The sequence below is a fragment of the Streptomyces tailanensis genome (genome assembly GCF_008386495.1).
Taxonomy (GTDB): Bacteria; Actinomycetota; Actinomycetes; order Streptomycetales; family Streptomycetaceae; genus Streptomyces; species Streptomyces tailanensis.
In genome coordinates this window covers 83,326-96,824 of record NZ_VTHJ01000008.1, presented here as the reverse complement: position 1 = coordinate 96,824, position 13,499 = coordinate 83,326, and the positions used below count along the sequence as shown (strand labels likewise).

Genomic DNA, 13,499 nt, shown 5'->3' with positions numbered 1-13,499 from the left:
ACCTCACCCGAAGGAGTGATCACCGCGTGAGCACGCCCTACCCCTTCACTGCGGTCGTGGGTCAGGACGACCTCCGCTTGGCTCTGCTGCTCAACGCGGTGAGCCCGGCCGTCGGCGGCGTTCTGGTGCGCGGTGAGAAAGGAACGGCCAAGTCGACGGCGGTACGCGCCTTGTCGGCGCTGCTTCCGGAGGTTGACGTCATCTCCGGGTGCCGTTTCTCCTGTGACCCGGCCTCCCCCGACCCGACGTGCCCGGACGGACCGCACGAGCCGGGCGCAGGGGTCCGGCGGCCCGCACGCATGGTCGAGTTGCCCGTCGGCGCCTCCGAGGACCGGCTCGTGGGCGCGCTGGACATCGAGCGAGCTCTGGCCGAAGGCGTGAAGGCCTTCGAACCGGGCCTGTTGGCCTCGGCGCACCGAGGGATCCTGTACGTCGACGAGGTCAACCTGTTGCATGACCACCTGGTCGACCTCCTGTTGGACGCCGCCGCCATGGGCGCCTCGTACGTCGAACGCGAAGGCGTCTCCGTACGGCACCAGGCTCGTTTCCTGCTGGTCGGGACCATGAACCCCGAGGAAGGGGAACTCAGGCCCCAGCTCCTCGACCGTTTCGGGCTGACCGTCGAGGTGGCTGCCTCCCGGGAGCCGGAGCAGCGGGTGGAGGTCGTACGGCGGCGGCTCGCGTACGACGACGGCCCGGTCGGATTCGCTGCCCGGTGGGCCGGTGAGGAGGCCGCCGTACAGCAACGGATCGTTGCCGCACGGGAGTTGTTGCCGTCGGTGCGGCTGGGTGATGGAGTGCTCAGGCAGATCGCGGCGACTTGCGCTGCCTTCGAGGTCGACGGCATGCGGGCCGACATCGTGATGGCCCGAACCGCTACCGCGCTGGCCGCGTGGGCCGGGCGGACCGACGTACTCGCCGAGGATGTGCGGCAGGCCGCGCTGCTCGCGTTGCCCCACCGTCGGCGTCGGAATCCCTTCGACGCGCCGGGGCTCGACGAGGACAAGCTCGACGAGACGTTGGAGGAGTTCTCCGGGGACGACGACCCCGATCCGGGGCCGGACGGGCCCGGTGGAGGCGGCGGGCAGCCGTCGCCGGACGAGGGGCCGCAGGGTGGTGGTGACACCGGTGCCCGGCCCGAGGCCGGGGAGGATGGACAGCCGCAGCCCTCGGGGGGCTCCGAGCAGTCGGCCGTACGGGCCTCGGAACCGTTCCGTACCAAGGTGCTGAGCGTGCCCGGCATCGGCGAGGGCGCGGCCGGGCGGCGTTCGCGGGCGCGGACCGAGCACGGGCGGACGACGGGGGCGCGGCGGCCCCGGGGGGCGCTCACCAAGCTGCACTTGGCGGCCACGGTGCAGGCGGCGGCCCCGCACCAGCGGGCGCGGGGGCGGTCGGGACCGGGGCTGGTCGTGCGCCGGGACGATCTGCGTCAGGCCGTCCGCGAGGGTCGCGAGGGGAACCTCGTTTTGTTCGTCGTCGATGCCTCCGGGTCGATGGCGGCTCGGCAGCGGATGAGTGCAGTGAAGGGGGCTGTGCTGTCGCTGCTGCTGGATGCCTATCAGCGGCGGGACAAGGTCGGGCTGGTGACCTTCCGGGGGTCGGCCGCCGAGGTGGCGTTGCCGCCGACCTCTTCCGTGGACGCGGCGGCGGCTCGGCTGGAGTCGCTGCCGACGGGTGGGCGGACGCCGCTGGCCGCCGGGTTGCTGCGGGCCCATGAGGTGCTGCGGGTCGAGCGGTTGCGGGATCCGGCGCGGCGGGCGCTGGTGGTTGTGGTGACCGATGGTCGTGCCACGGGCGGGCCCGAGCCTGTCGCGCTGGCTGGGCGGGCGGCTCGGTTGTTCGCCGCCGACGGGGTCGCGTCCGTGGTCGTGGACTGCGAGTCGGGGCCCGTGCGGCTGGGGCTGGCGGGGCAGCTCGCGGGTGAGTTGGGGGGTACGGCAGTGACGTTGGACGAGTTGCGGGCGGATTCCATCGCCGGGCTGGTGAAGGACGTACAGAGGAGGGCCGCGTAATGCCTCAGGGACAGCCGAGTGTCGTACCGGATGACGGGTTGACGACGCGGCAGCGTCGTAATCGGCCTCTCGTCGTGGTGCACACGGGGATCGGGAAGGGCAAGTCGACCGCCGCGTTCGGGCTGGCGTTGCGGGCTTGGAACCAGGGGTGGCCCATCGGGGTGTTCCAGTTCGTGAAGTCGGCCAAGTGGAAGGTCGGCGAGGAGAACGCGCTGCGGGTACTGGGCGCGAGTGGTGAGGGCGGGTCCGTCGACTGGCACAAGATGGGTGAGGGCTGGTCGTGGGTCCAGCGGGACATCCAGGGTGACAACTCGACCAACGAGGAGAAGGCCCGGGAGGGCTGGGAGCAGGTCAAGCGGGATCTGGCCGCCGAGACGTACAAGCTGTATGTGCTGGATGAGTTCGCCTATCCCATGCACTGGGGGTGGGTCGACACCGATGAGGTGATCTCCGTGCTGCGGGACCGGCCCGGGACGCAGCATGTCGTCATCACCGGGCGGAACGCTCCCGAGAAGCTCGTCGACTTCGCGGACCTGGTGACGGACATGTCCAAGGTCAAGCACCCCATGGATGCCGGCCAGAAGGGCCAGAGGGGCATCGAGTGGTGACAGCTGTGCCCCGGTTGGTCATCGCCGCGCCCTCCTCGGGCAGCGGCAAGACCACCGTCGCCACGGGGTTGATGGCCGCGTTCACCGCGCGGGGGCTCGTCGTGTCTCCGCACAAGGTGGGGCCGGACTACATCGATCCCGGGTATCACGCGCTCGCGAGCGGGCGGGTGGGGCGGAACCTCGACGCGTATCTGGGCGGGCCGGAGTTGATCGCGCCGCTGTTCGCCCATGGGGCGCGGGGGTGCGACATCGCCGTCGTCGAGGGCGTGATGGGGATGTACGACGGGGCCGCGGGGGAAGGTGAACTGGCCTCCACCGCTCATGTGGCGAAGTTGTTGCGGGCGCCGGTGGTGCTGGTCGTGGACGCGTCTTCGCAGTCGCGGTCGGTGGCGGCGTTGGTGCATGGGTTCGCCTCGTGGGATCCGGAGGTGCGGGTCGGGGGCGTGATTCTGAACAAGGTTGCGTCGGATCGGCACGAGGAGTTGTTGCGGGGGGCGTTGGAGTCGGCCGGGGTGCCGGTGTTGGGGGTGCTGCGGAGGGCTGCGCAGGTGGGTACGCCTTCTCGGCATTTGGGGTTGGTGCCGGTTGTCGAGCGGCGGGCTCAGGCCGTGGAGGCGGTTGCGGCGATGGGGGCGCAGGTGGCTGCCGGGTGCGATCTGGAGGGGCTGGTCGGGCTGGCTCGGAGTGCGGGGGTGATTTCGGGTGCGGCATGGGATGCGGCTGCGGCCGTGTCTTCTTCGCCCCCGCCGCCCCTACCCGTCCCATCCCTGGGGGCTGCGCCCCCAGACCCCCGCTTTCGGCCTGAACGGCCTCGTCCTCAAACGCCGGACGGGCTGGGTGTGGCTGGACCGGGCTCAAAAGTGCCCGGAGCCGAAGCATCGCCCATCGCACAGGCGCCCGTCGTTGCCGTTGCCGGTGGAGCCGCGTTCAGCTTTTCGTATGCCGAGCACAGCGAGCTGCTGGCTGCCGCCGGGGCCGAGGTCGTCGTCTTCGATCCGCTGAATGATGCGGAACTGCCCGAGAGGACTCGGGGGTTGGTCATCGGCGGTGGGTTCCCCGAGGTGTACGCGGCTGAGCTGTCCGCCAACGTATCCCTGCGGAAGGCTGTCGCGGGCCTCGCGGAGAGCGGGGCTCCTGTCGCCGCCGAGTGTGCGGGGCTGCTGTATCTGTGCCGGGAGCTCGATGGGCTGCCGATGTGCGGGGTGCTCGATGCGAATGCGCGGATGTCGGAGCGGCTCACGCTCGGGTATCGGGACGCGGTGGCCGTCGGTGACAGTGTGCTCGCGCCGGCGGGGACGCGGATGCGGGGGCACGAGTTTCATCGGACGGTCGTCGAGCCGGGGGCCGGGGCGGCTCCCGCTTGGGGGATACGTTCTCCCGCGCGGCGGGTCGAAGGTTTTGTACAGCGAGGTGTGCACGCGAGTTATCTGCACACGCACTGGGCGTCGGAGCCCGGTGTCGCCCGTCGGTTCGTGGAGAGGTGCCGGACGTCATGAGCAGCAAGCTGATCGGGATCGGGGTCGGGCCCGGTGATCCGGAGCTGGTGACCGTCAAGGGTGTCAACGCTCTGCGGGCCGCCGATGTCGTTGTTGTGCCGGTCATGGACACCGGAGAGCGAGGGCGCGCCGAGGCGACCGTTCTGCATTACGTGTCCGAGGAGAAAGTCGTACGGGTCGTGTTCGCGCTCAACGAGCGGACCGACCGGGGGCGGCGCGAGGCCGCCTGGGACGCCGCCGGGGAGCGGGTCGCCGAGCTGCTCAGGGGGCACGCGTGCGTCGCCTTCGCCACCATCGGTGATCCCAACGTCTACTCCACCTTCACCTATCTCGCCCAGACCATCGAGGAACTGGTGCCGGGGACCGTCGTGGAGACCGTGCCCGGTATCACCGCCATGCAGGACCTCGCCGCGCGCTCCGGTGCCGTACTGACGGAAGGGACCGAACCGCTCACGCTCGTGCCCGTCACCGCGGGGGCGGCCGTGCTGAAGGACGCCCTCAACGGGCCGGGGACCGTCGTCGCGTACAAGTTCGGACGACAGGCGCAGGCCGTCGTCGAGGCGCTGCGGGAAAGCGGGCGGATCGACGACGCGGTGTGGGGGTCCGCGCTCGGGCTGGCGGAGGAGTCCATCCAGGCCGCCTGCGAACTCGACGGCCGTCCGCTGCCCTATCTCTCCACCCTGATCGCGCCCGCCCGGCGTGACGGCGGGCGCGGCGGCAAGCTGTGAGCCCTGACGCTCCGCTGGTAGGGCCGTTTTTGGCTGCGGGTCCGTTGTGGTTGCTCGCGCCGTTCCCCGCGCCCCTGAAGGGCGCGACACCAACTCAGAGAGGATCGATCCCCCATGGCTGCTGACACCGGCAAGGTGACCTTCGTCGGGGCCGGGCCCGGGGCTGCCGATCTGTTGACGTTTCGGGCTGCTCGGGCGATCGCCGAGGCCGATGTGGTGATCTGGGCGGCGAGTCTCGTTCAGGCTGAGGTGCTTGAGCATGCTCGGGAAGGGGCCGAGATTCTGGACTCGGCGGCCATGTCCCTGGAGGACGTCGTCGCCGTGTACGAGCGGGCCCTCGACGAGGGGTTGAAGGTGGCTCGGATTCATTCCGGGGATCCGGCGCTGTGGGGTGGTACGCAGGAGCAGGTCGATCGGTGTCGGGAGATCGGGATCGTCACCGAGGTGATTCCCGGGGTGTCGTCCTTCTCGGCCGTTGCCGCGCTCGCGCAGCGGGAGTTGACGATTCCCGAGGTTGCGCAGTCCGTGATTCTGACCCGGCTCGGTGGGGGAAAGACGCCCATGCCGCCGGGTGAGGAGGTGCGGGAGTTCGCGCGGCACGGGACGACCATGGCGGTGTTTTTGTCGGCGGCGCGCAGTGGGCAGTTGGTGCGGGAGTTGTTGGAGGGCGGGTATCCGACGTCGACGCCGGTCGTGGTGGCGTATCAGGCGACCTGGCCCGAGGAACTCGTCGTGAAGTGCACGATCGGGACGCTGGAGGAGACCGTCAAGGAGCACAAGCTCTGGAAGCACACGCTCTTCCTGGTCGGTCCCGCCCTCGACGCCCAGGGGACGCGTTCGCATCTCTACCACCCCGGTCACTTCCACGGGTACCGCAAGGCCGACCCGACGGCGCGCAAGGCGCTGCGGGAAGCGCGTCGTGAGGTGCGGGAGCAGGGCTCGGCTCCGTGATCAGTGTCATCGGTACGGGTACGGGGGCGCCCCTCCCCCCGGACGCCGAGGCCGTGTTGGCGGAGGCGGCGCTCGTCGTGGGCGGGCGGCGGCATCTGGAGGCGGCTCGGCTGCCGGAGGGTGCCGAGCGGGTGGTGCTGGGGCCGCTGTCGCCCGCCCTGGACGTGATCGAGAAGTTCGTCGACCGGCGGGTCGTCGTGCTCGCCTCCGGTGACCCGGGGTTCTTCGGGATCGTGCGGGCGCTCGCCGAGCGGTTCGGGGCGGACGCGTTGGACGTACGGCCGGGGGTGTCGTCCGTCGCCGCGGCGTTCGCCCGGCTGGGGCTGCCCTGGGACGACGCGGTCGTGGTGAGCGCGCACGGGCGTGAGCTGCGGACCGCGCTGAACGTGTGCCGGGCGCGGCCGAAGGTGGCGGTGCTGACCGGGCCGGGCTCCGGGCCCGCCGAACTGGGCGCGGGACTGCTGCACAGCCGACGGGTGCTCGTCGTGGCGTCCGCGCTGGGCGATCCCGGGCGGGAGCGGGTGGAGCGGGTGACTCCGGTGGAGGCCGCCGCCCGTGACTGGGGTTCGGCCGTGAGCGTCGTACTGTGCCTCGATCCCGACGACGAGCATGCGGTCAGCGTGATGCGTACCGTCGCCGGGGCGCGTCCCGCCCCTGACCGATGGGCCCTGGACGAGCGCGAGTTCGCGCATCGTGACTCGATGATCACCAAGTTCGAGGTACGGGCGCTGGCGCTCGCCCGGCTCGGGCCGCGGCTCGGGGATCTGGTGTGGGACATCGGCGCGGGTTCCGGCTCGGTGGCCGTGGAGTGCGCGCGGCTCGGCGCGGCCGTCACCGCCGTCGAGAAGTCGGCCGAGGACGTGGAGCGGATCCACGGCAACGCCGCCGCGCACGGCGTCGACGTGCATGTGGTGCACGGTGCGGCGCCGGACGTGCTGTCCGGTCTGCACGGCGAACCCGACGCCGTGTTCATCGGCGGTGGAGGGCGCGAACTGCCCGCCATCGTCGCCGCCTGCGCGGAGCGCGTACGGCGGACCGTGGTGGTCGCCATGGCCGCGCTCGACCGGGTCCCGGCGGCCCGGGAGGCGCTCGTGGCGGCCGGGATGACCTGTGACGGCGTACTGCTGCAGGCGTCCCGGCTCGTGCCGCTGCCGGGGGACGTGACCCGGCTGGCCGCCACCAATCCCGTTTTTCTGCTGTGGGGCGTCAGGCCTCCGGCGCACAGTGCTGCATCTTCCCGGGGGCTGAATTGATATGCGACTACCGCCGCGCGGCCCCCGGACCCCCAGCAGAAAAGCAGGTCAGCTGGGATGACCGGCATGGATATCGCAAGGCAATCCTGAGTGAAGGAGTTGACCGGTGATCGGCCTGATCTCCGCGACCGCCGCGGGCGCGGTGGCCGCCCAGCGGCTCGCCTCGGCCTGGCCCGAGCGGACACGTGTGTACGAGGGGCCCGTACGGGATGCCGTGGGGCGCGCGTTCGGGGAGTGCGAGCAGTTGGTGTGCTTCCTCGCGACGGGGGCGACCGTACGGTTGCTCGCGCCGCTGCTGGGCGACAAGGCATCCGACCCGGGTGTGGTGTGCGTCGACGAGGGCGGGCGGTTCGCTGTCTCGTTGGTCGGCGGGCATGGTGGGGGTGCCAATGAACTCGCCCGTGAGGTGGGTGAGTTGATGGGCGCCGAGCCTGTGGTGACTACCGCTACGGATGCGATGGGGGTGCCTGGGCTGGACACGCTCGGGGTGCCTGTCGAGGGGGATGTGGCTGGGGTTTCTCGAGCTGTGCTGGATGGGGAGGCCGTGGAGCTGGACTTGGAGTTCAGCTGGCCTCTGCCCGCGTTGCCGTCGAACGTCGGGCGTCCGGCGGCCCGGCAAGGCTCGGTGCCACAGCAGGAACCGGTGATCCACGTGACCGACCGCCTCCTCGACATCGGCCAAGCCCAAGTCGTCCTCCGCCCGCCCTCCCTCGTCGTCGGCGTAGGCGCCTCCAAGGGTGCCCCCACCGACGAGATCCTCGGCCTGGTCCATGCGGCCCTCCGCGACGCCGGCCTTTCCCCCAAGTCGCTCGCCGAGATCGTCACCGTCGACGCCAAAGCCGACGAACCCGGCATCGTCCAGGCCGCCGAAAGCCTCGGCGTACCCCTCGTCACCTACTCCGCCGACGAGTTGGCGGCGGTCGAGGTGCCGAACCCCTCCGACGCGCCGCTCGCCGCCGTGGGCACCCCTTCCGTAGCGGAGGCCGCCGCCCTCGTACGCGGGGGTGAACTCCTCGTCCCCAAGCGGAAGTCGGAGCGGGCGGACGGGAAGGCGGCGATGGCGACCTGTGCGGTCGTGCGGCGGCCGGGGCGGGGGCGGCTCGCGGTCGTCGGGCTCGGGCCCGGGGCGCGGGATCTGCTCACGCCGCGTGCCAAGGCCGAGCTCCGATCCGCCTCCGTACTCGTCGGGCTCGATCAGTACGTCGATCAGATCCGGGATCTGCTCAGGCCCGGCACGCGCGTCCTGGAGTCCGGGCTCGGTGCCGAGGAGGAGCGGGCGCGGACGGCGGTGGCGGAGGCTCGGAAGGGGCAGGCCGTCGCGCTGATCGGGAGCGGGGACGCGGGGGTGTACGCCATGGCGTCGCCGGCGCTCGCCGAGGCCTCCGACGACATCGATGTGATCGGCGTGCCGGGCGTGACCGCCGCGCTCGCCGCCGCCGCGATCCTGGGGGCGCCCCTCGGGCACGACCATGTGTCGATCAGCCTGTCCGACCTGCACACGCCGTGGGAGGTCATCGAGCGGCGGGTGCGGGCGGCGGCCGAGGCGGACATCGTGGTGACGTTCTACAACCCGCGCAGCCGGGGCCGGGACTGGCAGTTGCCGAAGGCGCTCGCGATCCTCGGCGAGCACCGGGAGCCGACGACGCCGGTCGGTGTCGTACGACAGGCCTCGCGGCCGGACGAATCGGCCCGGGTGACGACCCTGGCCGCACTCGACCCGGCGACGGTCGACATGATGACCGTCGTGACCGTGGGCAACACGGCGACCAGGGAGATCGCGGGGCGCATGGTGACGCCACGCGGCTACCGCTGGCAGGAGAGCGCGCAGGAGGAGTCCGAGTGAACCCGGCGACCCGTGTGGTCCATCCGATCGAGCATGAGTCGTTCCGGCGGCTGCGTGCCCGCCTCGACACCTCGCGCTTCCCGCCGCTGACCAGAGCGGTCGTGGAGCGGGTCATCCACTCCGCCGCCGATCTGGAGTACGCGGACGACCTCGTCATGGACGAGGGCGCGCTGCGGAACGCGCACGCCGCGCTGCACGCGGGGGCGCCGGTCGTCGTGGATGTGGAGATGGTCGCCGCGGGGATCACCCGGCGCGAGACCGTCTGTCAACTGAAGGACGCCGTCGCCGGGCCGGGGCTGACCCGCTCCGCGCATGCCGTCCGGCTGGCTTACGAGCAGGTCGGGCCGGGGGCGTTGTGGGTGATCGGCTGTGCGCCGACCGCGCTCGAGGAGCTGCTCACGCTGGACGCCGTGCCCGCGCTCGTCATCGGGCTGCCCGTCGGTTTCGTCGGCGCGGCCGAGTCCAAGGCCGCGTTGCGGGAGAGCGGGCTGCCCGCCGTCAGCAACGTGTCCGAGAAGGGCGGGTCGGCGGTGGCCGCCGCCGCGCTCAACGCCCTGCTGTACCACCACCCCACCGAGCAGCACCCCTCCGCGCACAACTCCACCGAGCACCCCACCGAGAAGGAGAAATCGTGACCACCCCGCCGCCCGCCCTGCTCATCGCCGGTCATGGCACCCGGGACGATGCCGGAGCCGAGGCGTTCCGCGACTTCGTACGGGAGCTGGGGCGCCGCCACCCCGAACTGCCCGTCGCGGGCGGCTTCATCGAGCTGTCCCCGCCGCCGCTGGGCGAGGCCGTCACCGAGCTGGTGGAGCGGGGGGTGCGGCGGTTCGCCGCGGTTCCGCTGATGCTGGTGTCCGCCGGGCACGCCAAGGGGGACATCCCGGCGGCGCTGGCCCGCGAGAAGGAACGGCACCCGGGGATCTCGTACACCTACGGCCGTCCGCTGGGCCCGCACCCGGCGCTGCTGAGCGTCCTGGAGCGGCGGCTGGACGAGGCGCTGGGCTCGGCCGGGCGTGCGCCGGGCGACCGGGCCGATGTGACCGTGTTGCTGGTCGGGCGCGGTTCCACCGATCCCGACGCCAACGCCGAGGTGCACAAGGCGGCCCGGCTGCTGTGGGAGGGGCGCGGTTACGCGGGCGTGGAGACGGCGTTCGTGTCGCTGGCGGCGCCGGACGTGCCGAGCGGCCTCGACCGGTGCGTGAGGCTGGGCGCGAAGCGGATCGTCGTGCTGCCGTACTTCCTGTTCACCGGGATCCTGCCGGACCGGGTGCGGCAGCAGACCGAGGGCTGGGCGGCGGCGCATCCGGAGGTCGAGGTACGGTCCGCCGATGTCATCGGGCCGGAGCCGGAGTTGCTCGATCTGGTCATGGAGCGGTACCGGGAGGCGCTGGAAGGCGATCTGCGCATGAACTGCGACTCCTGCGTCTACCGCATCGCACTGCCCGGCTTCGAGGACAAGGTGGGGCTGCCGCAGCAGCCGCACTTCCACCCGGACGACGACGAGCATCACGACGGACACCACCACGGCCATGGGCATCACCCTCACCACGGAGGGCATGCGCACTCCCATGCACACTGAATCGGAGGGCGCAGCACACGATCTGCGCCATCACGGGGACTCCGAGGTACGGGACGACGGGGCGGGGCTCATCGACCTCGCCGTGAACGTCCGCTCCGACACGCCGCCCGCCTGGCTGCGGGAGCGGATCGCCGAGTCGCTGACCGGGCTGGCCGCCTACCCCGACGGGCGTACCGCCCGGGCGGCGGTGGCGGCCCGGCACGGGCTGCCGGTGGACCGGGTCCTGCTCACCGCCGGCGCCGCCGAGGCCTTCGTGCTGCTCGCCCGCGCCCTGACGGTCCGTCGGCCCGTCGTCGTACACCCCCAGTTCACGGAGCCGGAGGCCGCGCTGCGGGACGCCGGGCACACCGTGGACCGGGTGCTGCTGCGGGCGGCGGACGGCTTCCGGCTGGACCCGGCGGCCGTGCCCGAGGACGCCGACCTGGTCGTCATCGGCAACCCGACCAACCCGACGTCCGTACTGCATCCGGCCGCGGCCATCGCCGAACTCGCCCGGCCGGGGCGGACGTTGGTGGTCGACGAGGCGTTCATGGACGCCGTGCCGGGTGAGCGCGAGGCGCTGGCCGGGCGGACGGACGTGCCCGGCCTCGTCGTGCTGCGCAGCCTCACCAAGACCTGGGGGCTGGCAGGGCTGCGGATCGGTTACGTCCTCGCCGCCCCCGAGACGATCGCGGAGCTGGAGCGTGCCCAGCCGCTGTGGCCGGTGTCCACGCCCGCGCTCGCGGCGGCCGAGGCGTGTGTGTCGGACCGGGCGCTGACGGAGGCGGCCGACGCGGCCGCTCGCACAGCCGCCGACCGTGCCCATCTGGTCGCCGGGCTCCAGGAGTTCGTGCCCGACGGCCTGCTCGTCGCCGAGCCCGCCGAGGGCCCGTTCGTGCTGATCCGGCTCCCCCGAGCGGCGGCCGTACGACGCCACCTCCGCACCCTGGGCTTCGCCGTCCGCCGCGGCGACACCTTCCCAGGGCTGGACGAGGACTGGCTGCGCCTGGCGGTCCGGGACCGGGCGACGATAAACGGTTTCCTCCAGGCACTGGACCAGGCCATGACACTGGCGGACCGCTGAGCGGAGGGGCTCAGCGGTCCGCCGACCGGACCACGCGGGTCGGGTGCGGCGTTTCGTCGTACCGCACCCGCTCCCGGGTGCCGTCGGGGAAGCGGAGGTCCACGGTTCCGTCGTCGCGGACCGTGGCGCTCGCGCCCGTGTGCGAGGCGTGCGGGTCGCCGCTGAGCAGGACGAGGGTGACGAGGAGCGGGGCGGCGCTTCCTTCGAGGACGGGCGTCGCCGAGTGGAGTCCGTACGCGTTGGTGTCGCGGGCGTGTACGACGGCGCCGGGCCCGCTCCAGCCGTGCAGGCCCACGATCGCGCTGGTCAGGCCGTCCGCGCGACGGGCCAGCGCCCGGGGCCCCGGCCCGGACTCCCCCACGGGCGGCGCCGCGTCGTCGGCCACCGCCCATCCCCCTTCCCGTACGGCTGTTCCGGACGGTGCGTCGAGTCGGTGCACCCGTACCTCCCACGGGCCGTGCGCCACGCTGACCGTCTCCACGCGCTGTCCCAGGGCCTCGTGCCAGGAGGCGGCACGGCGGCCGTCGACACCGAGCGGGTGGATGCGCCCGCGCGGGGAGGGCGTGCCGTCGGGGGCGAGGAGGGCGAGGTGGTTGTCGGGGCCGGCCGGAGTCTCGGGCGCCGTGCCGCTGGAGTAGGCGAACCTGGCGTAGTGCGGGCTGTCGTCGGCCGTCGCGGGCGGGGGCGGCAACCGGTCGCTGCCGTGATTGACGAGCCGTACGAGCCCGTCGGCGGCGGTGGAGTGCAGCAGCCAGCCCGGCGCGGGCAGGGCCAGGGTGACGTCGGCCGTGTCCACGGGCGCGGGCTCCTCCGCCGCCATCCACACCGGATGGTTCTCGGGCAGCAGCAGCCCGAGGAACGCCTTGCTCGCCCAGTACGGGGAGGCAGGACCCGAGTAGCGCTGGGTGACGGGGAGGAACGGGCGGTACCACCCCAGCGTGAGCAGCCCCCGCTCGTCGGGCGCGCCCCGCTCGGCGAAGTGCTTCAGGGCACCGGAGGCGAGACGGCGGGTGCGGCCGGGCGGGAGGGGGGTTGCGTCGGCAAGGGCGCCCGCCCACAAGGGGGCGGTGGTCGCGAAGCGATAGGTGAGCGACCGACCCTGGTGCACCGGCGCCCCGTCGGAGCCGAAGAAGTGCTGGTGATCGGCGAGGAATTCACGGAGCCGGCCCCTGTGCCGGGTCACGGTGGCCGCGTCCGCCCGGGGCCCCGCGATCCGCTCCCACAGCACCGGATACAGATGCAGCGCCCAGCCGTTGTAGTAGTCGAACTTCTGCCCGTCCCCGTCTGTGTACCAGCCCCCGCCCCGGTACCAGTCCTCCGGGCGGGCCAGCCCGGCGTCGATCTCGGCACGGCTGTGCGGGGCACCGACGGAGGCGAGGAACTCCTCGGTGATGACTTGGAAGAGCCGCCAGTTGGAGTCGTTCACCTCCGCCCCGACGAAGCCCCCCAGCCACTCCACGACCCGCCCCCGTACCCCGTCGGAAAGGTGATCCCACAACCACGGCCGCGACTCGTGCAACGCGATCGCGATCGACGCCGCCTCGACCATGGGCTGCGCCCGGTCGGTGATGGGCGGCCAGTGCTCGGGATGGTGTGGATCGGTACCGGCGGCGAGCCCGGCGGCGTACCGCTCGATGAGAGCGGAACTCACCCGGCCTCCCGACCCCGCGATCCGGAAGGCAGCGAGGAGGAATGAGCGAGCGTAGCCTTCGAGCCCGTCCGACCAGGGGCCGGAGTGGCTGGGCGGCCCGGGTAACCGGTACTGGGCGAAGTCCGGGGTGGCGTAGGGCAGCAGGCCATTCAGGAGTCGGTCGGCTACGGCTTCCCAGTGGGCGCGGGTCCAGCCGGTGAGGGGCGAAAGACGAAGATCAAGGTCAGGCAGGTGCATCGGGCCGGTGATCGACACTGGCGGCACGGTCATACGAGGTGAGCCCTCCATCAGTCGGGGGTGCGCTTGTGATCA

The 13,499-nt window shown here is 72.2% G+C and carries 11 protein-coding genes; 10 read left to right on the top strand and 1 reads right to left on the bottom strand.

The window, feature by feature from the left end; all coding sequences use genetic code 11:
- Positions 1–26 precede the first annotated feature (26 nt).
- The 10 genes from F3T56_RS09035 (at position 27) to cobC (ending at position 11,536) form a co-directional block, all read left to right on the top strand.
- Positions 27–2,012 carry a putative cobaltochelatase gene (locus tag F3T56_RS09035; RefSeq protein ID WP_149824185.1) on the top strand — a complete coding sequence of 662 codons (1,986 nt, stop codon included), beginning with the start codon at positions 27–29 and terminating at the stop codon, positions 2,010–2,012.
- On the top strand, positions 2,012–2,620 hold the full coding sequence (gene cobO / locus F3T56_RS09030) for a cob(I)yrinic acid a,c-diamide adenosyltransferase (protein ID WP_149824184.1): 609 nt from the start codon (positions 2,012–2,014) through the stop codon (positions 2,618–2,620). Before F3T56_RS09035 ends, cobO begins: the two co-directional genes overlap by 1 nt.
- Positions 2,614–4,116: a cobyrinic acid a,c-diamide synthase CobB gene (locus F3T56_RS09025; RefSeq protein ID WP_149824183.1), complete on the top strand. Its 1,503-nt coding sequence runs from the start codon at positions 2,614–2,616 to the stop codon at positions 4,114–4,116. The genes cobO and F3T56_RS09025 overlap by 7 nt, the downstream gene beginning before the upstream one ends.
- Entirely contained in the window at positions 4,113–4,844 is a 732-nt protein-coding gene (gene cobI / locus F3T56_RS09020) for a precorrin-2 C(20)-methyltransferase (RefSeq protein ID WP_149824182.1), read from the top strand. The genes F3T56_RS09025 and cobI overlap by 4 nt, the downstream gene beginning before the upstream one ends.
- Positions 4,845–4,958: 114 nt before the next feature.
- Positions 4,959–5,795, top strand: coding sequence for a precorrin-4 C(11)-methyltransferase (gene cobM / locus F3T56_RS09015; protein ID WP_149824181.1), 837 nt, complete (start codon positions 4,959–4,961; stop codon positions 5,793–5,795).
- Positions 5,792–7,048, top strand: a complete 1,257-nt coding sequence (gene cbiE, locus F3T56_RS09010; RefSeq protein ID WP_149824180.1) for a precorrin-6y C5,15-methyltransferase (decarboxylating) subunit CbiE — start codon at positions 5,792–5,794, stop codon at positions 7,046–7,048. The genes cobM and cbiE overlap by 4 nt, the downstream gene beginning before the upstream one ends.
- Before the next feature lie 106 nt (positions 7,049–7,154).
- Entirely contained in the window at positions 7,155–8,891 is a 1,737-nt protein-coding gene (cobJ, locus tag F3T56_RS09005) for a precorrin-3B C(17)-methyltransferase (protein WP_149824179.1), read from the top strand.
- Entirely contained in the window at positions 8,888–9,526 is a 639-nt protein-coding gene (locus F3T56_RS09000; protein WP_149824178.1) for a precorrin-8X methylmutase, read from the top strand. The genes cobJ and F3T56_RS09000 overlap by 4 nt, the downstream gene beginning before the upstream one ends.
- Positions 9,523–10,473 (top strand): sirohydrochlorin chelatase, encoded by a 951-nt coding sequence (locus F3T56_RS08995; protein WP_149824177.1) that lies wholly within the window; start codon positions 9,523–9,525, stop codon positions 10,471–10,473. The genes F3T56_RS09000 and F3T56_RS08995 overlap by 4 nt, the downstream gene beginning before the upstream one ends.
- Complete coding sequence (gene cobC, locus F3T56_RS08990; RefSeq protein ID WP_425473553.1) at positions 10,463–11,536, top strand: Rv2231c family histidinol phosphate aminotransferase CobC; 1,074 nt, start codon at positions 10,463–10,465, stop codon at positions 11,534–11,536. Before F3T56_RS08995 ends, cobC begins: the two co-directional genes overlap by 11 nt.
- Before the next feature lie 10 nt (positions 11,537–11,546).
- On the opposite strand, the gene F3T56_RS08985 is transcribed toward cobC, so the two are convergent.
- Positions 11,547–13,457: a DUF2264 domain-containing protein gene (locus tag F3T56_RS08985; protein ID WP_246203501.1), complete on the bottom strand. Its 1,911-nt coding sequence runs from the start codon at positions 13,455–13,457 to the stop codon at positions 11,547–11,549.
- Between the last annotated feature and the right edge of the window lie 42 nt (positions 13,458–13,499).